Source organism: Pelagimonas phthalicica (genome assembly GCF_004364805.1).
In the GTDB taxonomy this organism is placed as follows: Bacteria; Pseudomonadota; Alphaproteobacteria; order Rhodobacterales; family Rhodobacteraceae; genus Pelagimonas; species Pelagimonas phthalicica.
Map to the genome: position 1 here is coordinate 102,686 of NZ_SOAP01000004.1, position 26,275 is coordinate 128,960.

The 26,275-nt window shown below is 57.9% G+C and carries 28 protein-coding genes; 13 read left to right on the forward strand and 15 right to left on the reverse strand.

Annotation, left to right across the window (positions count from 1 at the left end):
* Positions 1–11: 11 nt before the first annotated feature.
* The 4 genes from CLV87_RS21125 to CLV87_RS21140 form a co-directional block, all read right to left on the reverse strand.
* A complete protein-coding gene (locus CLV87_RS21125) occupies positions 12–587 on the reverse strand; it encodes a cob(I)yrinic acid a,c-diamide adenosyltransferase (protein WP_099248212.1) in 576 nt (191 codons plus the stop codon).
* Position 588: 1 nt separating this feature from the next.
* Positions 589–792, reverse strand: coding sequence for a twin transmembrane helix small protein (locus CLV87_RS21130; RefSeq protein WP_099248210.1), 204 nt, complete (start codon positions 790–792; stop codon positions 589–591).
* Positions 793–827: 35 nt separating this feature from the next.
* Positions 828–1,661, reverse strand: a complete 834-nt coding sequence (locus CLV87_RS21135) for an SDR family NAD(P)-dependent oxidoreductase (RefSeq protein WP_099249283.1) — start codon at positions 1,659–1,661, stop codon at positions 828–830.
* A 113-nt stretch (positions 1,662–1,774) separates the two neighbouring features.
* On the reverse strand, positions 1,775–2,326 hold the full coding sequence (locus tag CLV87_RS21140) for an SH3 domain-containing protein (protein ID WP_099248208.1): 552 nt from the start codon (positions 2,324–2,326) through the stop codon (positions 1,775–1,777).
* A gap of 177 nt (positions 2,327–2,503) precedes the next feature.
* Between CLV87_RS21140 and CLV87_RS21145 the strand changes: the two genes are divergently transcribed.
* From CLV87_RS21145 to CLV87_RS21165, 5 genes are all read left to right on the forward strand, one after another.
* Positions 2,504–4,927 (forward strand): DNA topoisomerase IV subunit A, encoded by a 2,424-nt coding sequence (locus CLV87_RS21145; protein WP_099249281.1) that lies wholly within the window; start codon positions 2,504–2,506, stop codon positions 4,925–4,927.
* A 142-nt stretch (positions 4,928–5,069) separates the two neighbouring features.
* On the forward strand, positions 5,070–6,281 hold the full coding sequence (locus CLV87_RS21150; RefSeq protein WP_099248207.1) for a YjgN family protein: 1,212 nt from the start codon (positions 5,070–5,072) through the stop codon (positions 6,279–6,281).
* Positions 6,281–7,411: a M48 family metallopeptidase gene (locus CLV87_RS21155; protein ID WP_099248205.1), complete on the forward strand. Its 1,131-nt coding sequence runs from the start codon at positions 6,281–6,283 to the stop codon at positions 7,409–7,411. The genes CLV87_RS21150 and CLV87_RS21155 overlap by 1 nt, the downstream gene beginning before the upstream one ends.
* Before the next feature lie 188 nt (positions 7,412–7,599).
* Positions 7,600–8,358: an electron transfer flavoprotein subunit beta/FixA family protein gene (locus tag CLV87_RS21160; protein ID WP_099248203.1), complete on the forward strand. Its 759-nt coding sequence runs from the start codon at positions 7,600–7,602 to the stop codon at positions 8,356–8,358.
* Positions 8,358–9,284 (forward strand): electron transfer flavoprotein subunit alpha/FixB family protein, encoded by a 927-nt coding sequence (locus CLV87_RS21165; protein WP_099248201.1) that lies wholly within the window; start codon positions 8,358–8,360, stop codon positions 9,282–9,284. The genes CLV87_RS21160 and CLV87_RS21165 overlap by 1 nt, the downstream gene beginning before the upstream one ends.
* A 52-nt stretch (positions 9,285–9,336) precedes the next feature.
* On the opposite strand, the gene CLV87_RS21170 is transcribed toward CLV87_RS21165, so the two are convergent.
* Together CLV87_RS21170 and CLV87_RS21175 are read right to left on the reverse strand one after the other, a co-directional pair.
* Positions 9,337–10,464, reverse strand: a complete 1,128-nt coding sequence (locus tag CLV87_RS21170; RefSeq protein ID WP_099248199.1) for a serine hydrolase domain-containing protein — start codon at positions 10,462–10,464, stop codon at positions 9,337–9,339.
* A gap of 65 nt (positions 10,465–10,529) precedes the next feature.
* Complete coding sequence (locus CLV87_RS21175; RefSeq protein ID WP_099249279.1) at positions 10,530–11,375, reverse strand: DUF6473 family protein; 846 nt, start codon at positions 11,373–11,375, stop codon at positions 10,530–10,532.
* Positions 11,376–11,529: 154 nt separating this feature from the next.
* Between CLV87_RS21175 and CLV87_RS21180 the strand changes: the two genes are divergently transcribed.
* On the forward strand, positions 11,530–12,405 hold the full coding sequence (locus CLV87_RS21180) for a 3-hydroxybutyryl-CoA dehydrogenase (RefSeq protein ID WP_099248197.1): 876 nt from the start codon (positions 11,530–11,532) through the stop codon (positions 12,403–12,405).
* Positions 12,406–12,414: 9 nt separating this feature from the next.
* Here CLV87_RS21180 and CLV87_RS21185 read toward each other — a convergent pair whose 3' ends face one another.
* The 7 genes from CLV87_RS21185 to CLV87_RS21215 are packed head-to-tail and all read right to left on the reverse strand — an operon-like array spanning position 12,415 to position 17,844.
* The gene (locus tag CLV87_RS21185; RefSeq protein WP_099248195.1) at positions 12,415–13,296 is read right to left on the reverse strand and encodes a lysophospholipid acyltransferase family protein; all 882 of its coding nucleotides are present in this window, start codon (positions 13,294–13,296) and stop codon (positions 12,415–12,417) included.
* Between the two features lie 44 nt (positions 13,297–13,340).
* A complete protein-coding gene (locus CLV87_RS21190; RefSeq protein WP_099248193.1) occupies positions 13,341–13,619 on the reverse strand; it encodes an HPr family phosphocarrier protein in 279 nt (92 codons plus the stop codon).
* 36 nt (positions 13,620–13,655) lie between these two features.
* Positions 13,656–14,045, reverse strand: coding sequence for a PTS sugar transporter subunit IIA (locus CLV87_RS21195; protein WP_099248191.1), 390 nt, complete (start codon positions 14,043–14,045; stop codon positions 13,656–13,658).
* A complete protein-coding gene (rapZ, locus tag CLV87_RS21200; protein ID WP_235872011.1) occupies positions 14,042–14,986 on the reverse strand; it encodes an RNase adapter RapZ in 945 nt (314 codons plus the stop codon). Before rapZ ends, CLV87_RS21195 begins: the two co-directional genes overlap by 4 nt.
* The gene (locus CLV87_RS21205) at positions 14,983–15,414 is read right to left on the reverse strand and encodes an HPr kinase/phosphorylase (protein WP_099248189.1); all 432 of its coding nucleotides are present in this window, start codon (positions 15,412–15,414) and stop codon (positions 14,983–14,985) included. Before CLV87_RS21205 ends, rapZ begins: the two co-directional genes overlap by 4 nt.
* Before the next feature lie 3 nt (positions 15,415–15,417).
* A complete protein-coding gene (locus CLV87_RS21210) occupies positions 15,418–17,139 on the reverse strand; it encodes a sensor histidine kinase (protein WP_235872012.1) in 1,722 nt (573 codons plus the stop codon).
* A gap of 3 nt (positions 17,140–17,142) precedes the next feature.
* On the reverse strand, positions 17,143–17,844 hold the full coding sequence (locus CLV87_RS21215) for a response regulator transcription factor (RefSeq protein WP_099248187.1): 702 nt from the start codon (positions 17,842–17,844) through the stop codon (positions 17,143–17,145).
* A 371-nt stretch (positions 17,845–18,215) separates the two neighbouring features.
* Between CLV87_RS21215 and CLV87_RS21220 the strand changes: the two genes are divergently transcribed.
* From CLV87_RS21220 to CLV87_RS21245, 6 genes are all read left to right on the forward strand, one after another.
* Positions 18,216–19,814, forward strand: a complete 1,599-nt coding sequence (locus CLV87_RS21220) for a phosphoenolpyruvate carboxykinase (protein WP_099248185.1) — start codon at positions 18,216–18,218, stop codon at positions 19,812–19,814.
* 157 nt (positions 19,815–19,971) lie between these two features.
* A complete protein-coding gene (locus tag CLV87_RS21225; RefSeq protein ID WP_099248183.1) occupies positions 19,972–20,496 on the forward strand; it encodes a DUF3859 domain-containing protein in 525 nt (174 codons plus the stop codon).
* Positions 20,497–20,719: 223 nt separating this feature from the next.
* Entirely contained in the window at positions 20,720–21,220 is a 501-nt protein-coding gene (locus tag CLV87_RS21230) for a type III secretion system chaperone family protein (RefSeq protein WP_099248181.1), read from the forward strand.
* 128 nt (positions 21,221–21,348) lie between these two features.
* Entirely contained in the window at positions 21,349–22,164 is an 816-nt protein-coding gene (proC, locus tag CLV87_RS21235; protein WP_099248179.1) for a pyrroline-5-carboxylate reductase, read from the forward strand.
* Positions 22,157–22,495 (forward strand): tRNA-binding protein, encoded by a 339-nt coding sequence (locus tag CLV87_RS21240; protein WP_099248177.1) that lies wholly within the window; start codon positions 22,157–22,159, stop codon positions 22,493–22,495. Before proC ends, CLV87_RS21240 begins: the two co-directional genes overlap by 8 nt.
* 86 nt (positions 22,496–22,581) lie before the next feature.
* Positions 22,582–23,700, forward strand: a complete 1,119-nt coding sequence (locus CLV87_RS21245; RefSeq protein WP_099248175.1) for a beta-ketoacyl-ACP synthase III — start codon at positions 22,582–22,584, stop codon at positions 23,698–23,700.
* A gap of 2 nt (positions 23,701–23,702) precedes the next feature.
* On the opposite strand, the gene CLV87_RS21250 is transcribed toward CLV87_RS21245, so the two are convergent.
* Positions 23,703–24,866, reverse strand: coding sequence for a benzoate/H(+) symporter BenE family transporter (locus CLV87_RS21250; RefSeq protein ID WP_099248173.1), 1,164 nt, complete (start codon positions 24,864–24,866; stop codon positions 23,703–23,705).
* 6 nt (positions 24,867–24,872) lie between these two features.
* Positions 24,873–25,475, reverse strand: a complete 603-nt coding sequence (locus CLV87_RS21255) for a thymidine kinase (protein ID WP_099248171.1) — start codon at positions 25,473–25,475, stop codon at positions 24,873–24,875.
* 332 nt (positions 25,476–25,807) lie between these two features.
* Here CLV87_RS21255 and CLV87_RS21260 point away from each other — a divergent pair, with 332 nt between their 5' ends.
* Entirely contained in the window at positions 25,808–26,266 is a 459-nt protein-coding gene (locus CLV87_RS21260; RefSeq protein ID WP_099248169.1) for a hypothetical protein, read from the forward strand.
* Positions 26,267–26,275 lie beyond the last annotated feature (9 nt).

Genomic DNA, 26,275 nt, shown 5'->3' on the forward strand with positions numbered 1-26,275 from the left:
GGATGCGCCCGTTATTCGCGGTTCGCCCCTGGCACCCAAAGGACGTCGCTGCGCCCCTTGTCATTGGCCATCCGCGCCGCCGCAAAGAACCAATCGGATAGGCGGTTCAGGTATTTCACTGCAGCAGGGTTGATCGGCTCCTCAGCGGCCAGTGCCACCGTCAACCGTTCCGCACGCCGGGCCACCGTTCGGCATTGATGCAGATAAGCCGACAAGGCTGATCCACCCGGCAGGATGAAACTGCGCAGCGGTTCAAGAACAGCCGTCATCTCATCAATCTCAGTCTCGAGCCTCTCGACCTGGGTCATCACCATGCGCAGCGGCGGGTATTCAGCCTGATCGTCCTTTTCCATATCGGGCTGGCACAGGTCCGCGCCCAGATCGAACAGGTCATTCTGAATGCGGCTGAGCTGTTGATCTATCACCCCCTCAGCATGCAAGCGCGCCAATCCGACAATCGCGTTCAGCTCATCCGAGGTGCCATAAGCCTCAACCCGGGGATCATTTTTCGCCACGCGCGTGCCATTGCCCAGCGCCGTGTCACCCTTGTCACCCGTGCGTGTGTACAGCTTGTTCAGAACAACCATATCAGCCGCCGCTCCGCAGCCAGACAAAGCCGACAATCAGAATCACCGCGATGAACTGCGCAATCAAACGCCAGCGCATGGCGCGATTGGCATGTTTGCGGTTGAAATCACCGCCCTTGGCGAAACTGCCAATCCCAAAGAGCAAAATGCCGACCACTGCCGCCATTGCGATCAGTACGACATAGAATAACGGGTCTTGTGCCATGAGTCCTCCGGTCTTTGGTCACGGGCTTAACCGCTCTAACCGCCCTTGGAAACCAGCCAATCCAGCGCAGGGGTCGGCAAGAGCCGTTTAGCGGCCCCCATGAGGTAGGTCGCCTTGGTGATGTAGTATCTGGGGCGGGGACGGTCGCTTTCCAGTGCGTGGATCAGTTTTGCCGTGACCGCCGAGGGCGGCAATTCAAACGTGTCAGGGCCGCTATCCTCATACAGCCGCTTCATCAGGCGGGCCTCGTAATCCTTGGCGCGGGGCGAGGATTTCCAGTCAATCCAACGTTCAAAATGCGGGATGGCATTCTCGCGGATCTTGGAGGTGACCGGCCCGGTGTTTAGCGTGACCACATGAATGGGCGTGTCGCGCATTTCGATGCGCAATGTGTCGGTCAGCCCTTCGGTGGCGAATTTTGTCGCATTATAGGCCGCGCGCCACGGGGCGGTGACCAGCCCCAGAACCGAAGAATGATTGACAATCCGCCCATGCCCTTGCGCCCGCATCACCGGGATCACCCGGCAGGTCAGGTCATGCCAGCCAAAGACATTGGCCTCAAAAATCGCGCGCAACGCGTCGACCGGCAGATCCTCGACCGCGCCCGGAGTGGCATGAGCGCCGTTGTTGAACAGCGCATCCAAAGTCCCATCGGTGGCCTCCAATGTTTCCGCCAATCCCGCCTCAATCGTCGCAGGATCTGTGTAATCAATGCGCGGAGACTCAAACCCCTCATCGCGCAGGCGTTGGCAGTCTGCCTCTTGCCGACAAGACGCAAAAACCCGCCAGCCGCGATCACGCAACCCGTGCACCGCATCGTAACCAATCCCCGAGGAACTGCCCGTTACCAAAATGCTTTTCCCTGCCATGCGCCCTGCCCTTTTCATATGTTTCGCGCCAACTCCCTTTAACATAGGTCCCATAAACAAAAAACGCGCGAGGATCACTCGCGCGTTCTTGTCCCCGTGCCTAAGGGATACGGTCAGTTGACCGCTTTGAGGAAACTTTCCGACATCCAACCGATGTCATTGCCGTCCAGCGCGCGCAGCTTAACCCAGCCGTCACCTTCGCTTTCAAGAATTTCAACTTCTTCACCGCGCAGCAGCTGTGTCACAACGTCAAAACCAGTGCCGGGACCGCCACGCAGATTAACCCGCGAACCAGTGACTTGGCGATAATCGACTTTGGGCGCGGCCAGTTCGATCACCGCATCTGTTTGAACGATTGGGTTGTCCAAAGCTGCCACTTGCTCTTGTGCAGGGGCAATCACAGGGGCTTGCTCAACAACGACCGAGGCCGCGATCACTTGTTCCAGTTTCGGAGGAGTTAGACCGGTCAGAGGTGCCGATGTCGTATCAGCACGCGCCACGCGTTCCACAACGGGTTTGATCGGGGTTTCGCGTTCTGTTTGCACAACAGGGGCTGCGGCCAGCAAGGTCACACCATTCTGGCCCGGCTGAAAATCAGCACCGCCAGACATTTCAAACCATGCCCAACCAAGTACACCAAACGTCAAAAGAATGACTTTCGTCATGCCTTACCCCCCAAAAGATTACCCCACGCGAATGTTGCAGCAGCATCGGCAACATTACGCTCACTATACATGATTCCCCCCACTCGAGAGAAGGGAAATTCCGAGAATTTTTCCCGCCCTTTACTCAAGCCTGCGCTTTACCCCCCCGAAACTCGGCTGTATCACCCATCTATGGCTATGGATGATGATCTTTCCGATCCCGATATGACTTCACGTCACCTTTCTGAACCCCTGCGGCGGGCCATTGGTGAACGCTATCTGACTTACGCGCTGTCGACGATCATGCACCGGGCATTGCCCGATGCGCGTGACGGGTTGAAGCCGGTGCATCGGCGTATTCTTTACGCGATGCGGCGATTGCGCCTGTCCTCTTCGGGCGGCTTTTTGAAATCCGCCAAGATCAGCGGCGACACGATGGGGGATTTCCACCCGCATGGGGATGCGGCGATCTATGATGCCATGGCCCGTCTAGCGCAGGATTTCACCATCCGTTACCCGCTGGTCGACGGTCAGGGCAACTTTGGCAATATCGACGGCGATAACCCGGCGGCCTCGCGCTATACCGAGGCGCGCATGACCATCATGTCCGAGGCCCTGCTTGAGGGGCTCGACGAAAACTCGGTCGACTTTCGCCCCAACTATGATGGCCGCCTGGAAGAGCCCAGCGTTCTGCCCGCCTCGTACCCCAACCTGCTGGCCAATGGGTCGAGCGGGATTGCGGTGGGCATGGCGACGAACATTCCACCGCACAACATTGGCGAGTTGATCAATGCCTGCCTGCATCTGATCAAATCCCCCAATGCTGTGGACGACACACTGCTGCAATACGTCCCCGGCCCGGATTTCCCAACCGGCGGCGTCATTGTCGAACCGCCAGAGAATATCGCCACCGCCTATCGCACCGGCCGCGGGTCCATCCGGCTGCGTGCCCGGTGGAGCGTCGAGGATCTGGGCCGCGGCCAATGGCAGGCCGTGGTCAGCGAAATCCCCTATCAGGTGCAGAAATCCAAACTGGTTGAGCGCATCGCCGAGCTGATCCAGACCAAAAAGATCCCGATTCTCGCCGATGTGCGCGATGAATCCGCCGATGACATCCGCCTGATCCTTGAACCGAAATCCAAGAATGTTGACCCCGACATTCTGATGAACACCCTGTTCAAGAACTCTGATCTGGAAACGCGGTTCTCGCTCAATATGAACGTGCTGATTGACGGGGTTACGCCCAAGGTCTGCTCGCTCAAAGAAGTGCTGCGCGCGTTCCTGGATTTCCGCCGCGAGGTCCTGATCCGCCGCGCCCGTCATCGCATGGCCAAGATCGATAACCGGCTTGAGGTGCTTGAGGGTTTGATCATCGCCTTCCTCAATCTCGACCGCGTGATCGACATTATCCGCTACGATGACGACCCCAAAGCGGCCTTGATGTACGAGGATTGGTCGCGCGACCATCAAGCTGGCATTCCCCGCGCCATGGATGAAAGCGACTATGTCTCGCCCCTGGCTGGGGTCGACGTCAAATCCCTGACGCTTAAGGAAGATCCCGAAGCCATTGCGCGCGGTGTTCTCGCCGATGATGGCACCGATGCCAAAATCCCGTCGCGCTTTGATGGCCGCTCCGAAGGGCTGTCAGATGTTCAGGCCGAGGCCATCCTCAACATGCGCCTGCGCAGTTTGCGCCGCCTTGAAGAGCTGGAACTGGTCAATGAACGCGACCGCTTGATGGAAGAGCGCGCCGGGCTTGAAGATCTGCTGGAAAGCGACGACCTGCAGTGGAAATCCATCACCGAAGAGCTGCGCGAAGTGCGCAAAAAATTCGCCAAGGATCATCCGCGCGGTGGCCGTCTGACCACCTTTGCCGAGGCCGGCGAAGCCGAGGATGTGCCGATTGAGGCCATGATCGAACGCGAACCGATCACGGTCGTCTGCTCGCAAATGGGTTGGATCAGGGCAATGACCGGCCATATCGACCTGAACCGCGAACTCAAGTTCAAGGATGGCGACGGTCCGCGCTTTATCTTCCATGCGGAAACCACCGACCGCCTGCTGGTCTTTGGCAGCAATGGTCGTTTCTACACCCTGTCCGCCGCCAACCTGCCCGGCGGGCGCGGCATGGGCGAACCTTTGCGTCTGATGGTCGATCTGCCCAATGAGGCCGAGATCGTCGATATCTTCATCCACAAACCCGACCGCAAATTGCTGGTGGCCTCAACCGCCGGTGACGGGTTTATCGTGCCTGAAAACGATGTGATCGCGCAGACCAAGAACGGCAAGCAGGTTCTGAACGTCAAAGATCCGGTACGTGCCAAGCTGTGCAAACCGGTCGATGGTGATTCCGTTGCGGTTGTTGGCGAAAACCGCAAGGTTCTGATCTTTGGTGTGGATGAACTGCCAGAAATGGGCCGTGGCAAGGGCGTGCGTTTGCAGAAATACAAGGATGGCGGGCTGTCTGATGCGCGTACCTTTACCTTGGCAGATGGCCTCAGCTGGCTAGACCCCGCCGGTCGCACCCGGACCGAGCTGGAACTGGCCGAATGGCAGGGCAAGCGCGCAGGCACCGGGCGCATGGCCCCCCGTGGGTTCCCACGCGACAACACATTCACCTAACCCCAAACCCCGGCCAATGCGCCGGGGGTTTTCTTTTGAAAACAATGATTTTCAATCCACCTATGTAATTCCTGACTTTACGAAACCATTCCCGCGACTATGGTGGCCGCACAATTATAACGTGCGACAGTAAGGTTTCCTAATGAACACACATTCTTCTGCGCCCCTCAGCTATCACGGCGAAAAGGGCCCTCTTTTCTCACTCGCTTTCAAAACCGCCCTTTTGACCCTGATCACATTGGGCATTTACCGTTTTTGGCAAAAAACACGTATCCGTAAATATATCTGGTCTTCGATCGATATGGGCGGGGATCGGTTGGAATATACCGGCACCGGCCTGGAAAAGCTGCTTGGCTTTTTCATCGCCGTCCTCTTTCTCGCCGTCTACCTAGGCGCGATTCAAATGGGCCTGTTCTATTTCGGCTTTAGCATGATGGTTGACCCGCAAACCGCCAGCTATGAGGAAATGATCGGCTATTTGATTGCCATCTACGCCTCATTCTTTGCGGTTCTGCCTTTCCTGCTTTTTGCAGTCTACCGCGCGCGTCGCTACAAAATGGCCCGCACCCGTTTTCGCGGTATCCGCTTTGGCATGGATAACGGCGCCTGGGGCTATGTTGGCCGCGCGCTGCTCTATTGGCTGCTGTCGATCCTGACGCTGTTCATCCTTTCACCTCTGGCCATGTTCAAACTGGAAAAATACATGGCCGATCGCAGCTATTATGGCAGCGGTCGCATTGAACAGGGTGGCAAATGGACTGCGCTTTATAAATATGCCCTGCATATGTTCATCGGGATTGTCCTGCTTGCTGGCGGTGCCGGTGCCGGTGCAGCCCTTCAAAACGAAGCTTTGATGATAATCGGTATGGTTGTCGGCTATATCTGGTTCTTTGTTGGCATCACCTATTTCCAGATCCGCAGCTTTGCCTATCTGATGGAAAACAAGACCCTGAACGGCGAGATTGGCTTTACCTGCGAACCGAAAACCGGAACCGTGATCAAGCACTACATTGTTGGTGGCCTGATCGTTGGTCTGATTATCGGTGTCATCGCCGCCATTCTGGGCGCGGGTGTGTCGATCATTGCAGGGGCAATGCTGTCTGGTGGCAATGTTGACCCGATGATGTTCACCATCTTGCCGATCATCATAGGTGTGGTGATCTACCTGCCGCTTCTGGTTCTGGCACAGGCTCTGGCTCTGGTCTTTATCACCCAGCCCATCATCGCGCATATCGTGGAAACGACCGCCGTCACCAATGCCGATGCGCTGAACCGCATCACCCAGCGCGAAACCGAGCGCGGCGTTGATGCCGACGGGTTTGCCGATGCTCTGGATGTCGGAGGCGCGATCTAATGTTGCCCTTTCAGGCACATTTTTACGATGGTCTCACAGCGGGGCGGCATGATGTTCATGTCGCCCTGAACTCTGACCGCGTCCATCTGGACATTTCGGGCGACACCCTGTCGCCCGCGCTACATTGGCCCCTGCAGGATTTGCGCGCGCTCAAAGGCAGCGCAGACCGAGACGGCCTGACCCTGACCCGCGTGGCCGAAACCGATGACGAAGCCCCGCGTGACCCGGCCCGTCTGGTCATCACTGATCCAGCCGCCATCGACTGGTTCCACAAAACCCGCCCTTCGCTTTTCAAAACCGATCTGCGCAGCGGGACATTCCGCAAGATCGCCACCTATGCGGGGGCTGCCGTGGTCGCCGTGCTGATGATGTTGTTTGTCATCCTGCCCGCCCTGGCCAACAGCCTTGCCAAAATCCTGCCTATCGAGCGTGAAATTGCCTTTGGCCGCCATGTCACCGCGCAAATGGAGCGTTTCATGGGCGCGTCCGAACTGGGTGGGCTGCGCTGCTCATCCCCCGAAGGTGACGCTGCCATCGCCAAGATGCTGACGCGCCTCACTGAAAACCACGACATGCATTACGATGTCGAAATTCACGTGTTCGATCACCCAATGCTCAACGCCTTTGCCGCCCCGGGCGGTCAGGTTGTGATGATGCGCGGTTTGATCGAAGAAGCCGAACGCGCCGAAGAGGTGGCCGGTGTGCTGGCCCATGAAATTGCCCATGTCGAGAATCGCGATGCCACGCGCCATGCTCTGCGCGCGACCGGGTCTGCCGGTTTGCTGACCATGTTGATTGGCGATTTCACCGGTGCCGCGGCCATCGCGCTGATCGGTGAACACATGCTATCCGCGTCTTACACGCGCGAGGCCGAAGGGATCGCCGATGAATTCGCGCTGGAAATGCTGGCCAATGCCGATGTCGACAGCAACGGATTTGCCCGCTTTTTCGACGAGCTGGGCGAGCACACGCATGGCGTGGAAATTCCCAGCTATTTGTCCACCCATCCGGCCACCGGGGATCGCGCCGACAAGGCCCGCGCCTTTGCCGCGCAACAATCTGACACCAGACCGATTCTAAATGAAACGGAATGGCAGGCCATGCGTTCGATCTGCGACAAATCTGACTGAAACCCAACTTGACCTTACGAAACCTTACAAAAGGTCAGCAAAACTGGCATTTCCGACAAAACGCGACGTCTGTTGGCGATAACGTGACGATTTTGCTCTGTTTCACCGGCACATCGCACGCTATCACCCATCAAGAAGTCTGACGCGCGGGGATTCCCTCGCGCAATCGTTTCGAAGGAGAGGACGCGATGAAGGTATTGGTGCCTGTCAAACGCGTGATCGACTACAACGTTAAGGTTCGTGTCAAAGCGGACGGAACGGGTGTTGATCTCGCCAATGTGAAGATGTCGATGAACCCATTCGACGAGATTGCCGTCGAAGAGGCCATTCGTCTGAAAGAAGCTGGCAAAGCTGACGAAGTTGTGGCTGTGTCCATCGGCGTCAAGCAGGCTCAGGAAACCCTGCGCACCGCTCTGGCGATGGGTGCTGACCGCGCGATCCTGGTTGTGGCTGCAGATGACGTTCACACCGATATCGAACCTCTGGCCGTTGCCAAGATCCTGGCGAAAGTCGTCGAAGAAGAGCAGCCCGGCTTGGTTCTGGCGGGCAAGCAAGCCATCGACAACGATATGAACGCCACCGGTCAGATGCTGAGCGCGCTGCTGGGTTGGTCCCAGGGCACTTTTGCCTCTGAGATCGACATTGACGGTGACAGCGCCAAAGTGACCCGCGAAGTTGACGGCGGTTTGCAGACCATCGAAGTCAAGATGCCTGCCATCGTGACCGTTGACCTGCGCCTGAACGAGCCGCGCTATGCCTCGCTGCCCAACATCATGAAGGCCAAGAAAAAGCCGCTGGATGAAAAGACCGCTGCCGATTACGGCGTCGATGTCACCCCGCGTCTGGAAATCGTCAAAACCGAAGAGCCCGCCGCACGTGCAGCAGGTATCATGGTTGGCTCGGTCGACGAGCTGGTAGAGAAACTCAAAGAAGCGGGGGCTGTGTAATGGCTGTACTTCTTCTTGCCGAAGTCACCAATGGCGAACTGGCGCTGGACGCCACCGCCAAAGCTGTCACCGCCGCCAAGGCGCTGGGTGATGTGACCGTTCTGGCCGCTGGTGCCTCTGCTGCGGCAGCAGGCGAAGCCGCTACGAAAATCGACGGTGTTGCCAAGGTTCTGGTCGCCGAAGACGCAACCCTGGGCCACCGCCTGGCGGAGCCAACCGCGGCGCTGATCGCTGGTCTGGCTGGCGACTATTCCCACATCGTTGCCCCGGCAACCACCGACGCCAAAAACGTCATGCCCCGCGTTGCGGCGCTGTTGGACGTGATGGTGATCTCGGACGCGACGGCCGTTGTTGACGCCGACACGTTCGAGCGTCCGATCTATGCAGGCAACGCCATGCAAACCGTCAAATCCTCGGATGCGAAAAAGGTCATCACCTTCCGCACCTCGACCTTTGACGCGGCTGGCGAAGGCGGTTCTGCCTCTGTTGAGACCATCGGCGCAGCCGCTGATCCGGCTCTGTCGAGCTGGGTCGAAGACAAGGTTGCCGAATCCGATCGCCCCGAGCTGACCTCGGCTGGCGTGGTTGTGTCCGGTGGTCGTGGCGTGGGTTCCGAAGAGGATTTTGCTCTGATCGAGAAGCTGGCCGACAAGCTGGGCGCAGCCGTTGGCGCATCCCGTGCGGCGGTTGACTCGGGCTATGCCCCAAACGACTGGCAGGTGGGTCAAACCGGTAAGGTTGTTGCTCCGGATCTTTACGTTGCCGTTGGCATCTCCGGCGCGATTCAGCACCTGGCGGGTATGAAAGACTCCAAGGTCATCGTGGCGATCAACAAAGACGAAGAAGCGCCCATCTTCCAGGTTGCCGATTTCGGCCTGGTTGCGGACCTCTTTGACGCTGTGCCAGAGCTGACCGAAAAGCTGTAAGCACAAAGGTGGGGTGAAACCCCACCCTACCGCATTTCGAAAGGGCCCGCTTTTAGCGGGCCTTTTCTTTGGTCAACTCGTACAGCGTTGAATGCAGCAGTTGCGGCTTGGTACCAAAACGCACGACAACCATGTCCGCCTCGGGCAGCAGATAAACCATCTGCCCCCCATGCCCCATCATATAGGCAAATGGCCCGGACAGCGTTTCGCCGGTACGGTCCAGAATGTCATGCCGGATTTGCCAGCCATAAGCCCCGCTTTGACGCAGCTTGGGCGGCAGATCGGGCAAAATCCACTCTCGCCACAGATCCTCTGGCAATAGCGGATTATCCGCCGTTCCATTGTTCAGTAAGAATCGTCCAACCCGCAGCCAATCAAGGGGCCGGGCATAGAGGCAGCAATAGGCCGACACCCGCCCCGAAGTCGGGTTCTCGCGCCAATAAGCCTCCGCAGCACCCGCCGGAGACCAGATGAGGCGCGACAGCAGAGCGTCCAACGGTTCGCCATACGCCGCCTCAACCGCCAGGCCCAGCAAGGCTGTGTTCACGCTTTGATAATGGAACTGCCCACGCAAGGTGGCATCAACCTCAATCTTGCCAAACAAGTCTTGCACACCAAAGGCATGTAACCGGGCGACAGGTGACAAGGGCGAGAACTGCGCATCATCCAGAGATTTGGCCAGATCCTCTTTGGGCGGCTCTCCGTACAAAACCAATCCGCTGGTCATGATCAGGGCTTCGCGCAAGGAAATATCCGGAGCCTCCGCCCCTAGGACCTGCCGCAATGGGGTGTCCAACCCGTCTATCTTACCATCGGCCACCGCACGCAGCGCCAACACACCGATCAGGGATTTCACCAGGGAATAGGAATTGAAGCGTGCCGCCCGGTCATGACCACCCAAATATGTTTCCCGCGCCAACTGCCCGCCTTGATCCACCAAAAGCGCCAGACCAGCTGCCTCTTGTAACCGGAGCATCGCGGGTTGGGGGACATCCGCAGCCTTGTCGGGCTCCACAAACGGCCGGCCCGAAACTGTTTTGAACGTACCCGGTGCAGGCCAATGCGCGTCTGGAAACCCCTCTTTGGCCAGTACAACAAGCTGCGGGGCCAGAAGAAAAACCAAAAGGGTGGCCGTGATCGCCACCCCAATTCCAGATATCAGCCAAATTTTCCAACGCATGTCACTGATCCAGACCCAATTGCCTGGTTCATCTGAGCATCCGCCGTCAAACGGTCAAGGGCGCATTATTGCTCCTCCTCCTCGCGATCTGTCAGGCGACGCAGCACGCGTTCCAACACATCGGCGGCTTCTTCATGCGCGTAGGGCCCCATCAGCTCGGCGGCAGCGCAGGCGTCAAAATCGCTATAGACCATGCCCTTGGTCCCTTCCATCTGCGCGCTTTCCGAAGCCACGACCTCGGCCACCGCAGAAACGCGCGGGCGCAGGGTTTCGACCATCTGGCGAGTCACAAACAGCGGATCACCGTCCAACGGCGCGTCTGCACTGCTAGGGATCGCATGATCGGCAAACCACAGCAAAACCACCTGCCCGCGCAGCAAGGTCAGGATATGCTTCATCCGGGCGACCCAGGCCATGCGCAGCTCTTCGATCACGATCTCATAGCGGTCTTGCGAAATTTCGGCCAGTTTCCCGAGCATGTGCCGGACAAAGTGGAACTCAGTGAAATCCACTTCGGGATAGAGGGATTCCAGCCGTTCTGAGGCGCGCAAAAACCGGTCATTGCGACGCGGATGCACAGAATAATAGCGATTGGACATGTTCTGCGCGCCCATGATCTGAATGACCTTTGCGACGCTGGAAATCGCCAGATCCATCGAAGCCGGATCATTCAGGTACAGATCGACCCCGGCATTCACGACACCAAAATTCACGCACGCCACGGACATGCGTTTTTCAATCAGGGTCGGAAACGGCGTTTCAATAAATCGCCCATATGTTTCCGTTCCGCCTAAGAATGCGAAATATTCCTTGTCCAACTGTTTGCGCGGTCCGCGAAACAGCACCCGTGAACCGCCGTAGCGGCAAGGATAATATTCAAGGGCCCCATGGCCCCCGCCATGTACTGACATAACACCCACCTTTTCTTTCACCCGGAGCTAAGATTCCCTGAAATCCGTTTCGAAATGGCTAAAGTGCAAATGCGTCTATAAGTTTAGAGACCGCCCCTTGCAGCCCGGTGCAACACAGGCCATTGTTCAGCCAGATTACGAAGGGGACGCTCCGATGGAGATCAAATCAGTTGGTGTCGTAGGCGCAGGCCAAATGGGCAATGGGATTGCCCATGTCATGGCGCTGGCTGGCTATGATGTTCGTTTGAATGACATTTCCAAGGATGCGCTGGACAGCGCCGTTGCCCTGATCCAGAAAAACCTGGACCGTCAGGTCAGCCGAGGCAAGATCGAAGAGGGCGCGCGCGATGCCGCAATGGCGCGCATTCAGACCACCTTGGACCTTGGCGATATTGCCGGAACCGACCTGGTGATCGAAGCCGCGACCGAGCGCGAGGAAGTCAAACACAAGATTTTCGAAGCAATTGTTCCCAACTTGGCCGATCACACGATTCTGACCTCGAACACTTCGTCGATCTCGATCACCCGATTGGCATCGCGCACGGACCGGCCTGAAAAATTCATGGGCTTTCATTTCATGAACCCGGTTCCGGTCATGCAGTTGGTCGAGTTGATCCGCGGCATTGCCACCGATCAGGACACCTATCAATCCTGCCTTGGCGTGGTGGAATCCCTGGGCAAAACCGCCGCCAGCGCCGAGGATTTCCCGGCCTTTATCGTGAACCGGATCCTGATGCCAATGATCAATGAGGCGGTTTATACGCTTTATGAAGGTGTGGGGAACGTGAACAGCATCGACCAATCCATGAAGCTCGGGGCCAACCACCCGATGGGCCCGCTGGAGCTGGCGGATTTCATTGGCTTGGACACCTGTCTGGCGATCATGAACGTGTTGCATGATGGGTTGGCGGATACGAAATACCGTCCCTGCCCCTTGCTGACCAAATATGTCGAAGCAGGTTGGCTGGGTCGCAAAACGCAGCGCGGTTTCTACGATTATCGTGGTGAAACGCCGGTTCCGACCCGCTGAGTTTCAGCGTCAGAGCGTGTCTTTCAACGCCAAGGTACGCTCGCGCAGCCAGGCAACAAATTCGCGCTGCCCCCCTTCAAACCCTTTGATCTCCTCCGGGCCGATAGGCTCTCCGACAACGGGGGTCTGGGGGCGCTTGCAGGCGTGCACCACCTCGTGGATCAGCAACCCCTGACGAATGGTGGGCGAGATTTTGTTGGCGATCTGATACACCCGGCTGTTCTGCCCTGGGAAAAAGATCGGCACCACGGTTGCGCCGGACCGTTGGATCATTTTGGCGGTAAACGGGTTCCAACCCGCCTCAACAGCGGGGCCAAACATGGTCTCGCTCGACGCCACAACGCCCGACGGGAACAGCACAATCACGCCATTGCCCTTTAGGTGCGCCATGGCGCGAGCCCGCATCTCCAGGCTTTGCTCCCGCGCGTTTTCCTCATGCGGGAAGGGCACCGGGATCATGAAGGGATCGATTTCCTCGACACCGGTCAGCAGGCTGCGAGTAAGAATTTTGTAATCGGTGCGCACATGGCCAATGAGATGCGCCAGCACCATGCCATCAACCAACCCATGCGGGTGGTTGGCAACGATAACAACTGGACCAGTCTCAGGAATATTGCGGATTTGCTCTAACGGTGTCCTGAGCTCAATCCCCATCACCCGCAGGGCGCGGGTCCAGAATTCCTGCCCTTCGACCAGCCCTTCTTTTTCGAACCGGCGCACGATCCGCAGCAAAGGGATCTTACCGGTCAGCCATTCCATCACGCGAATGGTATTGGCCTTCCAGGGGTTGGTGAAAGTATTGGCGTAGCTGACCTTGCGCTTGTCGTAGGGAACGGGCTGGTGCACAGGGGCCGCTGTGTCCACCGTCGAGGATTGTGTGCTGTCCACCATCCGTCTGTTCAGTCCCGTATCCAGAGCCCGAGTTTGGACCCGGGCTAGCAATCTTCTCCGAAACGGTCAGCAACCAAGGCTTCGACCGCATCCGCCAAAGCCGTTGCATCCGGCCCAGACGTCTGGACTTCAATAGTGGTTCCTTTGGCGGCTGCCAACATCAAAAGGCCCATAATACTGTCGCCACCGGCAGACATTCCGTCGCGAGAGACCTCTGCCGTTGCGTCAAATCCTTCAACAACTTCGACCAGCCGCGCCGATGCACGGGCATGCAGGCCCTTTTCATTGATGATTCTCAGCTCGCGCGTGGTGGTTTCCGTCATCTTGAACTCTTGTCAGTGAATGGGTTCAGGGCACAATCAGGCCCGGATGTTCTGGCTGTCAATATATTTCCGCCCTGCCTCAAGCGCGACACGGACAGCATCCGCCACAGGCTTGTGACGCGATTTCGCCAGTTTGATCAACATCGGCAGGTTGGCACCATAAAGGATGCGGCGGTTTTCCGGCCGGCAGGCATTCAGCGACAGATTGGACGGCGAACCACCAAACATATCGGTAACGATCACCACGCCTTCGCCCTCATCCACATCATCTGCGGCGGCACAAATCTCGGCTTGTTTCGAGCTGCGGTCACAATCGGCCTCTATCGGGATGGCGGCCATGCCGGGCTGAGCCCCGACAACGTGTTCTACCGCTGCCAGATACTCTCCGGCCAAACCGCCATGTGCCACGATCACGATACCGATCACTCGGACGCCTCTCTTTCCGTCTTTGGGAGCGCACCAGGGGTGAATCGCACCCCACGCCGCTCCAGCTCGCGGTGCCTAGTTGACACCTGCCAGCCATTCTCTGCAAGGGCTGCTGCAACAGCTTCCGTCAAGGCAACCGAGCGATGTTTGCCGCCGGTACAGCCAAAACCAACGGAAAAATGCGCCTTGCCTTCGTCCACGCAGCCGGGCAGCACCACAGCCAAGAGTTCCATAATATGTTTAACAAACGCATCATAGCGTTTATCCGCAGAAACATATTCAAAAACACCAAGATCCAGCCCGGTATAGTCGCGCAGCTCGGTGTCCCAATGCGGATTGCGTAGAAAGCGGCAGTCAAACACCATATCCAGCCCCTGCGGCAGGCCTCTTTTGTAGGAAAACGAGTGAACGGACAGCGCCATGCCCTGGCCGGTTGCCGTCGAAAACCTGTTTTCGATTTCTGCCTTCAACTCGTGAACCGTCAACTCGCTGGTATCCAGCAGAATATCAGCCCGGGCTTTGACATCCTCAAGCAGCGCGATTTCACGGGCAATCCCGTCTGCGGGGCTTTCATCCGGGGCCAAAGGATGGCGGCGGCGGGTTTCTGAATAGCGACGTTGCAAAACGTCCGGCAGACTATCCAGGTAAAGCAACTCGCAAGTCAGTCCGGATTTCTCTGACAGAACCCCAGCCAGTTCCAGCAACCCCTCGATCGAAAAATCGCGGTTGCGCGCATCTATCCCAAGCGCCAAAGGCTGCGCGCCCGTCTCGGTCCCACCGATCAGACGCGGAATGAGGCTGAGGGGGATATTATCAATGGCCTCAAAACCCAGATCCTCAAGGGCATTGATCGCAGTCGAGCGCCCTGCCCCGGCAGGGCCGGTCACAAGGACAATCCGTTGGCTCGGCGCATTTGGCTGAGGATTGCTATGCTCTGTCACGTGTCTCTCCGACCGCCCTTCAGGAATTGAATAAGGCCTGCGGGGAAATAAGGAGACGAAAAGTTAAAAAGCAAGGGGACAGTAACCCCAAGTAAAGAAATATCGCGATCTGGAGGGAGACGGTCACATTCTTCGTGATCCAGATCCAGGACCGCCACCATTTGCGCGGTGCTCGCGAATTCGGCATGCAGTAACCCGATCCCGCGCGCCTCGATCAGGCCGGCCAATTCGGGATGTGGAGCCATGTTCAGCCCCGTCTCAGACCGGCTCACGATTGTGCGATCATCCGCAACAAGGCTGGCACCCAGCGCCATCAGCGACAATGTCAGCCCGGATTTACCTGATCCCGATCCGCCTTTGATCAGCAACCCACGCCCCTGCACGGCAACAGCGTTAGCATGCAGGTTCAGCGGGTCTTGGTCAGGCATGGATCAGAGCGGCAGGCCAACCACAAAACGCGCGCCCAGCGGTTCCGAGGTGACGTCAGCTTCGGTCGGGCGGATATTTTCCGCCCAGATCACCCCGCCATGCGCCTCAACGATTTGTTTGGAAATCGCAAGGCCGAGGCCGGAGTTATTGCCAAAATCAGATTGCGGGCGCGAGGTGTAGAAGCGTTTGAAGATCTTCGCCAACGCCTCTTCGGGAATGCCCGGCCCGGTATCTTCGACAACAACCAGCACGCGGTTATCGCGCCGACGCGCCCAGACGCGGATGGCATCACCGTCTTCGCAAAAGCTGATCGCGTTGGTGATGAGGTTGACGAAAACCTGCGCAAGGCGCGGCTCCAACCCGTGAATGGAAATCGGACGCCCCGGCAGATCGGTGATGAATTCGATGCCCTTTTGCTCGGCATCCTGACCGAGGAATTCGGTGATATTGCCCACCATTTCCATCAGGTTGAATTCTTGTTCCTCTTCCTTGACCAGCTCGGAATCCAGACGCGAGGCGTTGGAAATATCACTGACCAAACGGTCGAGTCGGCGCACATCATGGTCGATCACATCCAAGAGCTTGGTGCGATGTTCTTCCTTTTTGACCATGCGCAGTGATCCAACCGCCGAGCGCAGTGAGGCCAGCGGGTTCTTGATCTCATGCGCCACATCCGCAGCGAATTGTTCATTGCTGTCGATCCGGTCATAAAGCGCGCTCACCATGCCACGCAATGCGCCCGACAGGCGCCCGATTTCATCGGGACGCGCGGTCAAATCCGGAATGCGAATGCGCCCCGGAGCCACATTGCGACGGTGTCGGTCACGGCCAATCTCAGCCGCATCCGCGAGGTCCGAGATCGGGTTGGCGATGGTTGAGGCCAGGACAAGGCTCAGACCAATGGAAAAGAGCGTCGCGATAACAAAGACTTGCAGCACCTGCTCTTGCGAGGCGGAGACAGCGGCATCAATCTCGCGCGCCTGCGAGACCAGCGCCACGGTACCGATGATCGTATCCCCCTGCCGGATCGGCGACACCGCGTTGAAAAGCGAGCTGCCATCGGCGGCCTTGCCCTCGATCACGCGGGTCAAAGCCGGGTCGCCGTTTTCGATCAAACGGCGCATCTTATCCTCAAGGACCAGCTCGGGCTCTTGTGAAAAATAGGTCGCCAGGCCGGCCACCGATTGCCAGATCTGATGCAGGAAATTCGAAATGACCGTGGGCTGATTGTCATCATCAATGGCGTTCAGAATCGGAGCCATTGCGCCCGTTGCCTCGCCCACCAGGAAATTGCCGGTATCATAGACCAACAGCTGCGCACCCCGGCGCAGCTCGATCCCGGCGATGGTGCTTTCAATATCGATCCCGTCCGAGGTCGCCAGATTGACCGGTGCGCCCTGCGGCAGCTGCGCCTCAAAGATATCCGCGATCAGCTCAACCTCGGACTGCAATGCATTGGCGTGTTGGATAGCCAGCGTGTCGCGCGAGGAATTCATCCACAAAATACCCGCGACCAGCACGTTCAACGCAATCAGGTTAAACGTGATGATCTTACGGGTCAGAGGAGAGCGGTTGAGCGAAAACAAAGAACGCCGCGCGCGACTGTCGCGCAATTCTTTCTCAACCGTGCTGTCCGGGGCGATCCAATCATCACCCAAGACAACATCGGCATCGCGGCGATCCTCGTCGCCGCCGCCACTGGTCATACGTTCGGCCAAGGCCATTACTTACTCTTCGTTATATCGGTATCCGATACCGTACAGCGTTTCGATTGCTGAAAACTCATTATCCGCGGTGCGCATCTTTTTGCGCAGACGTTTGATGTGGCTGTCGATGGTGCGGTCGTCGACATAGACCTGATCGTCATAGGCAACGTCCATCAGCTGGTCGCGCGATTTGACGAAACCCGGACGCTGAGCCAGGGCCTGCAACAGCAGGAATTCGGTCACGGTCAGGGACACATCATTGCCCTTCCAGGTCACCGCATGGCGCAGCGGATCCATGGTGAGCGAACCGCGCGTCATCAGCTTGGTCTCTTCGGTGTCGCCAACAACGTCACCGGCCACAGCCTCTTGGCGGCGCAGCAGCGCGCGGATGCGTTCGACCAACAGGCGCTGGCTGAAAGGCTTTTTAACATAGTCATCCGCGCCCATGCGCAGACCCAGAACCTCGTCGATCTCATCGTCTTTGGAGGTCAGGAAAATGACCGGCATCTTGGATTTCTGACGCACGCGCTGCAACAGATCCATGCCATCCATGCGCGGCATTTTGATGTCAAAGACGGCCATATCGGGCATCTTTTTGTTAAACGCATCAAGCGCTGCTTGACCGTCATTATATGTCTCTACTTCGAAACCCTCAGCCTCAAGAGTCATCGAAACCGATGTCAGGATATTCCTGTCATCGTCCACTAGGGCGATTTTTGACATGGGGCATTCCTTATACTGCTCTGGTTGCCTGCTTTTTTTCGCCAGTATGGGGTATTTAGTGCTTTACAACAATCCCCAAGTGCGAATCAGGCAGGCTTCATTGCCACATTTCGGACGAAATCTGTTAATGAATGACCAAAATGCCTCACATTTATTGCCTCAGGGTTGAGCATGTGGGCGCAAACATCTGACCCTATCTTCGTTAACGACCGGCAGGGTTTCGCCATGGTATCGCTAAACTTTCATATGGTTGCGCTAACTGCGCTTTTGCGTCCTGTTCATAGCTGAAAGCGACGTGTTAAGGAGCTGTCACATTGCGGCCCCCAGCCGCAAGATTCTTACCAAGACAGCGCGCTACAGGAGCTACGCAAATGACATTTGGACGGGTAAACCCGCAATTCCGCCTCGAAGATCAAGGGATCGAAGGGTTGGGCAATGTCTATTACAACCTCATGGAGCCCGCTTTGATCGAAGCGGCCCTGAAACGGGGCGAAGGGTCTCTGGGCAAGGGTGGTTCCTTCCTGGTGACCACTGGCAAATTCACCGGCCGCTCCCCCAAAGATAAATTCATCGTCAAAACCGACAGCGTTGCCGACAGCATCTGGTGGGACAACAACGCCCCGATGACACCCGAAGGGTTCGACGCTCTGCATGCTGATATGCTCGAGCATATGAAGGGCAAGGATTACTACGTTCAGGATCTGGTTGGCGGTGCTGACCCCGCCAATGCCATCGACGTGCGTGTCGTATCCGAACTGGCCTGGCACAACCTGTTCATCCGCCACATGCTGCGCCGCCCGGATCGCGAAGATCTGGACACGTTCGAAGCGGATTGGACAATCATCAACTGCCCAAGCTTCAAAGCGACCCCGGAAAAGCACGGCTGCCGCACCGAAACCGTGATCGCGATGAACTTTGACAAAAAGACCATCCTGATCGCCAACACCGAATATGCCGGTGAGAACAAGAAATCGGTCTTTACCCTGCTGAACTACATCCTGCCGGGCAAAGGCATCATGGCGATGCACTGCTCTGCCAACCACGCCGTTGGCAATCCGGTCGATACGGCTGTGTTCTTTGGCCTGTCCGGCACCGGCAAAACCACCCTGTCCGCTGATCCCGAGCGCGTGCTGATCGGTGACGACGAACATGGTTGGTCGGATCGTGGCACCTTCAACTTCGAAGGCGGCTGCTATGCCAAAACCATCAACCTGTCGCCCGAGGCCGAGCCTGAGATCTACGCCACCACCGAGAAATTCGGCACCGTGATCGAGAATATGATCTATGACGAAGAGACACGCGATCTCGACTTCAAAGATGACAGCCTGACCGCCAATATGCGCTGCGCCTACCCGCTGCATTACATCGACAATGCGTCGAAAACCGCGCTGGGTGGTCACCCCAAGAACATCATCATGCTGACCTGTGATGCCTTTGGTGTTCTGCCTCCGATCGCGCGTCTGACCCCGGCGCAGGCCATGTATCACTTCCTGTCCGGCTTCACCTCGAAGGTGGCGGGCACCGAACGTGGCGTGACCGAGCCTGAACCCACATTCTCGACCTGCTTTGGTGCGCCTTTCATGCCGCGCCGTCCCGAGGCCTATGGCAACCTGCTGCGCGAAAAAATCGCCAAGCACGGTGCAACCTGCTGGCTGGTCAACACCGGCTGGACCGGTGGGGCCTATGGCGAAGGCTCACGTATGCCGATCCGCGCCACCCGTGCCCTGCTGCACGCGGCTCTGAATGGCTCGCTCAACAATGCCGAATACCGCAAGGACCCGAACTTTGGCTTTGAGGTTCCTGTCGCCGTTGAAGGTGTGGCCGAGCTGCTGCTGGATCCGCGCAAAACCTGGGACGACAAAGAGGCCTATGACGCACAGGCCGCGAAACTGGTCGAAATGTTCTCCAACAATTTCGAGCAGTATATCCCTTACATCGACGAAGACGTGAAAGCCGTCGCAATCGGCTAAGTCCTCTGCGATGTGACCATTTAACCCCCGGTTCGCCTGAGCCGGGGGTTTTTCTTTGGCATGGTTTTGCCTGCATTTGCCCAATCCAGAACTGCCAGCTTTCCTTTCTCGGCACAGACGCCGATAGTTCCTTCAACGTGTTCTTTGAGGTCTCACCATGCGCCTGTGCTGTTTTATTCTGATGTCTGCCCTGGTCGCGACGCACGCGCAGGCGCAGCAATCCCCGGTCGAAATGCTGGATTTCGGCGTGATCTGCGATGTCGAGACCAATGGCCAGATCGATGCGCCTGAAACCGCCTCGGGCGTGCTGAACCTCATCGACCAAAACCGCGAGATTGATGTGACCACGACCGAAGTTCCGGCCCATCTTGGCCTGAGCTTTGGGCTGCGCACCCGGATGCAGCCAGACACCAGCATGCGCGGGCTGCGCATGGTGGTCACACATCCGCCCATGGGTCCCAACAACATCACAAGGCAAAGCTGGGCCGCGCCAATGGCGGCCGGGCAGACCGGGGTCAACCTCTATACCTTCGACAATAAACACGAGCTGGTGAAAGGCATCTGGCGCTTTCAGCTGATGTTTTCCGACGCGGTTTTGCTGGAAAAGGTGTTTGAAGTGCTGCCCAAGGGCACGGTTCCGGCGGTTCAACACACATGCCTGGGCCAGAGTCTAACATCCTGACCGGACTCACTTATTCCCTTGTGGATATCTCGATATTCTGTGGACAACCTTAATCCATCCACAACTTATTGTGGGGTTAGGGAAAATATTGCTTTACTTACGACCCCTTACACATGCACCATATCTAGTAAGGGCTGCGGCTGCGTCCGCTGACCCTAGAGCAGTCAGCAAGCGTTGGCGGAACCTTTTCCTCACAACGCTATAACCAGAATGAGGTGGCAGCATGTCTCTGTCCGAGCACTATCTTGCAGATGACTTGCACCCGATCGACATTGTCGAACATATCGCGGTGCATAATGACTGGGAGTTCGAACGCCTGGCCGATGATCAGATCGCCATGGCGGTCGAAGGGCAATGGCGCACCTACTCGATCACCCTGGCCTGGTCCGGTGGCGATGAGACACTGCGCATGGTCTGCACCTTTGACATGGACCCGCCCAGCGACAAGGTCGATGTGCTGCATGAGGGGCTGAACCTGGTCAATGACCAATGCTGGGCTGGGTCCTTCAGCTACTGGGCCCCGCAAAAGCTGATGGTTTACAAATACGGCTTGGTTCTGGCCGGCGGCAATGTGGCCAGCCCGGAACAGATCGACACGATGATCAGCGCCGCGGTCCTGAGCGCCGAACGCTATTATCCCGCCTTCCAGCTGATGGTCTGGACAGACAAGACCGCCAAGGAATCCATGCAGGTCGCCATCGCCGAGGCCTATGGCCGCGCCTGACTGGGGTTAGGGGCGCTGCCCCGTCCTGGGACTCCCCGGGATATTTTTAGCCCAAAGAAACCAAAGGGTGCCATTGCGGTGCCCTTTTTCTTTGGCTACGCCTTGGGCAGGAAAGTTTGGGGGAAAGCATGAAAGACGGTGTCATCGCAGAGCGCGGTCTGGTCCTGTTGGGATGTGGCAAGATGGGATCGGCCATGTTGGAGGGCTGGCTGGCGCGTGGCTTGCCTGCAACGTCGGTTTGGGTGACGGACCCTTACCCATCGGACTGGGTCAAGGCGCAGGGCGTGCATCTGAACACCGAATTGCCCGACAATCCGGCGATTGTTTTGGTGGCGGTCAAGCCGCAGATGATGGGCGACGCCCTGCCAAGCCTGCAGGCGCTTGGCAATGGTGAAACGCTGTTTGTCTCGGTTGCGGCCGGTGTGACGATTGCCAATTACGAGGGTATTTTGGGCGCAGAAACCCCTATCGTGCGCGCCATGCCCAACACGCCCGCAGCAATCAGCCAGGGGATCACGGCAATCATTGGCAACAGCCATGCCAGCGCTGACCATCTTGATCTGGCGGAAAGCCTGCTGGACGCGGTGGGTCAGGTGGTGCGTCTGGACAATGAGGGCCAGATCGATGCCGTCACAGGTGTCAGCGGCTCGGGCCCGGCCTATGTGTTTCACATGATTGAATGCCTTGCCGCGGCGGGCGAAGAGCAGGGTTTGGGCACTGATCTGGCCATGCAATTGGCCATGGCCACGGTTGCCGGAGCTGGCACCCTGGCCATGCAAAGCGATGATAGCGCCGAACAGCTGCGCATCAACGTGACCTCGCCCAATGGCACGACGCAGGCGGGATTGGAGGTCTTGATGAACGGAGACACCGGCCTGCCGCCGCTGATCAAATCCACCGTCGCCGCCGCGACCAACCGATCCAAGGAGCTGGCCAATGGCTGAGATCACCTTTGACGACTTTCTGGCCGTCGACATCCGTGTCGGCACCATCATCCGTGCCGAACCTTTCCCCGAGGCACGCAAGCCCGCGATCAAGCTCTGGATCGATTTCGGCGCTGAGATTGGGGAAAAGAAAAGCTCGGCCCAGATCACCGCGCATTATACGCCCGAAGGGCTGGTCGGCAAACAAATCATGGGCGTGGTCAATTTTCCGCCCCGCCAGATCGGCCCCTTTATGTCCGAGGTGCTGGTGCTGGGCTTTTCCGATGACAATGGCGACATCGTTCTGGCCCGTCCGGATCAGCCGGTTCCTGCCGGTTCGCGCATGCATTGACGGCTCTGCGCCCAAGCTGACCTTGCGGCAAAGCTTGACCTTGGGGCCTCCTTGGGGTTTTCGTCTTTGCCCAAAGGAGACTTCGGATGTACCAGCCAGCGATCACCGGTCATGGGGTGTTCACCCCGCAGCAATCCATCAGCAACGAAGAGCTGGTCATAGCCTTCAACGCCTATGCCGATCGCTGGAACGCGGCCCATTCCGATGACATCGACGCGGGTAAAGTTGAGGCCATGGGCCATTCCAGCCCGGAGTTCATTTTCTCGGCCTCCGGGATCGAGCGCCGCTATGTGATGGACAAGGACGGGGTGCTGGACCCGGATCGCATGTATCCGAAGTTACCCTGCCGGGCCGATGAAGAGCCGGGCATCATGGCTGAAATGGGCGTGGATGCAGCCAACCAAGCGCTGGAAATGGCGGGGCTGACCGGTGCCGACATTGATCTGGTGATCTGCGCCGCCTCGAACCATGAACGCGCCTACCCGGCCATTGCCATCGAGATCCAGAACCTGCTGGGTGCAGGAGGCTTTGCCTTTGACATGAATGTCGCCTGTTCCTCGGCTACTTTTGGCATTCAGGCGGCGGCGGATATGGTGCGCTCGGGCTCGGTGCGCCGGGCGCTGGTGGTCAATCCCGAGATCTGCTCGGGCCATCTGGAATGGCGTGACCGCGATTGCCACTTTATCTTTGGCGACGTGGCCACTGCCGTTGTCATCCAACGCGACGAAGAAGCCAAGGGCGCGCATTTCACCATTCGCTCCACCAGCTGCGCCACCAAGTTTTCGAATAATATCCGCAACAATAACGGCTTCCTGCGCCGCACCCATGACCAGATGGAAGACCGCCGCGACATGCAATTCATGCAGAACGGGCGCAAGGTTTTCAAAGAGGTGCTGCCAATGGTCTCGCACCATATTCTGGAACACATGCATGAAACCGGTTGGGAGGCCTCGGATCTCAAGCGCATGTGGCTGCATCAGGCCAACAAGACCATGAACGACTTCATTGGTAAAAAGGTGCTGGGCCGTGTGCCTGCAGATGGGGAGCAGCCCAATATCCTGCAGGATTACGCCAACACGTCATCGGCCGGGTCGATCATCGCCTTTTCGCAGAACTCGGATGATCTGCAGCCCGGGGATCGCGGGGTGATCTGTTCTTTTGGCGCCGGGTATTCGGTGGGGTCTGTTCTGGTGGAACGCGCCTAGAGTCAGGAGGCGAGCCTGCGCTTGATCACATGCACCAGGCAACCGATCAGCAACCCCCAAACCGCCGCGCCCAGCCCAAACAGCGTGATGCCGGATGCGGTCACAACAAAGGTCAGCGCCGCCTCTTCGCGGGTTTCCTCAGCGCTGATGGCCGCTGCAGCTGAATTGGCAAATACATTGAACAAGGCCACACCCGCCAGAACGCCCATAGCCAAGGGCGGGGCAAGGCCTGCAAGATTGGTTACGCCCGCAGCGAATACCCCGAACACGCAATAGAATACGCCAGCCCAAACGGCCGCCATATATCGTTGGCTCTTGTCCGGATGGGCATTCTCATCGCAGCACATAGCGGCAGTGATCGCGGCAACGCAGGTCGAGGCCGCACCCCAAGGTGCGCTCAACACGCTGAATGCTCCGACAGTGGCGAACAACCGCCCGGCTGGGGGCTCATAGCCATTGGCCCGCAGGACGGATACACCGGGCAGGTTTTGGGTCGCCATGGTGACAATGAACAGCGGCACGCCAAGACCCAAAGCCGCCGATAGCGAGAAAACCGGCCAGACGAACACCGGATCGGTCACCACAGTGTCGATCTGCGGCAGGCCCGAATTGTGCCACAGCACCAGCAGAAACAGGGTCACCACCGCCGCCGGAACCGCAAATAGTCGCGAAAACCGTCCGACGATGAACCAGGTCACAATGATCGGCAGGGCGACCATGGGCGCGTCTGGCAAGGCTTTGAACGGAACCAAGCAGATCGACAGCAATACGCCCGACAGCATCGCCATGGTGATTGGGGCCGGAATTGCTGCGGCCAGTCGCGCCAATGGTTTCCAGAACCCGGAAATAACCCCCAGAACACCGGCAATGATAAAGGCCCCGACCGCCCCAGCGAACCCCGCCGCATCCGGAGCCGACACCGCCAGAAAGGCCGCGCCGGGCGTTGACCAGGCAACACTGGCCGGCACGCGATACCTGAGGCTCAGCACGATTGCGGCCAGCCCCATGCTGATTGATCCGGCCATTACCGCCGAAGCGGCCTGCGTAGGCGAGGCCCCCATGGCCTCGACCCCCGCCAGAAAGATCGGGAATGAACTGAAAAAGCCGACAATGGCGACAACCAGCCCGGTCCAAAAGGTCTGCGTATGGAAGGGCAAGGCTGTCATGTCACATCACCCTTTTTCGCCGCTTGGCGCACGGTCCCAGACCGCCTCACGCCAATGCCTGCGGCACAGGCTGACATAGGTCTCATTGCCGCCAATCTGAACCTGTTCACCATCCAACAAGACCCGCCCGTTTTCATCCTGTCGCACGACCATAGTCGCCTTGCGCCCACAATGACAAATGGTGCGCACTTCGCGCATCTCATCCGCCAGCGCCAGCAGGGCCGCCGACCCGGGAAACAGCTCTCCCCGGAAGTCAACGCGCAGCCCATAGGCCATGACCGGAACCCCCAGATCATCCACGGCGCGCGCCAATTGCCAGACCTGATCCTTGGACAGAAACTGCGCCTCGTCGATGAAAATACAAGCCACCTCGCCCTGGTTCAGCCGTGTTTCGATCTTGGCGAAAAGATCGGTGCTTGCGTCAAACAAATCCGCCTCGCGCGCCAATCCAATCCGCGAACCGATCTGCCCGGTGCCAACGCGATCATCAAAGGACGCGGTCAGCAAATAGGTCTCCATCCCGCGCTCATTGTAGTTATGCGCAGCCTGCAACAGCAAAGTCGATTTGCCGGCATTCATTGTCGAGTATTGGAAGTGCAATTTGGCCATGTGCAAGCATGTGCCGCAACTGCGTCTGAGGGGCAAGTCATCCGTCGGGAAAACCTGTAGGCTCAGGGTCTTGTTCTGGGGAAGATCCCCCGGGGGTCGCGGAACAAGACACCTGAGCCGACTGGTTGGACGAGAAGGGGCGGTTTACCAAAGCACACCCAGAGACCCATAAAAGTCGGCCCTTCCCTGCACAAAATCCGGTCTGGGAACCGGAAACTCGTCTAAACCCTATTTACTAGTGACGTTTTCTACATGACATTTCTGACTGAGAGCGGTAATGGGAAAGAACTTTGGCACTTCCCCGTGAACCGCGCGGGACAAGAGGACATCGCATGGCATCAGTGGGTCGTTACCTGAAAAAACACATCGAAGCGTTGGTGAAAGATGTGGGAATCGAGGCTGCCTGTGAGCTGACCGGGAAATCCAAGGCCACCCTTGGCCGCTATTACTCCGACTATCCCGAACACGAAGACCGCTTTATGCCCGTTGATGCCGTCGCCGCCCTGGAAGAGGCCGCGTCATACCCTCATGTCACAGCTGCCTTGGCCGAGCTCAAGGGGATCACGCTGCATTTTGACGAATCCCGGCGCAATTCCAAAAGCGAAGGCGGTGTTAATTCCGATGTGATCGCCCTGTCGCAACGCTTTGGCATGTTGATGGCGGAATATCACCAATCCATCGAGGATGGGATCATCTCGGCCAATGAGGCCAAGCGCCTGTTGAAAGAGACGCTGGCCCTGCAAAAAGTGCTGATCGATATGAAGCTGCACCTGGAAGAAGAGCAGGTCTGACGACCGAGA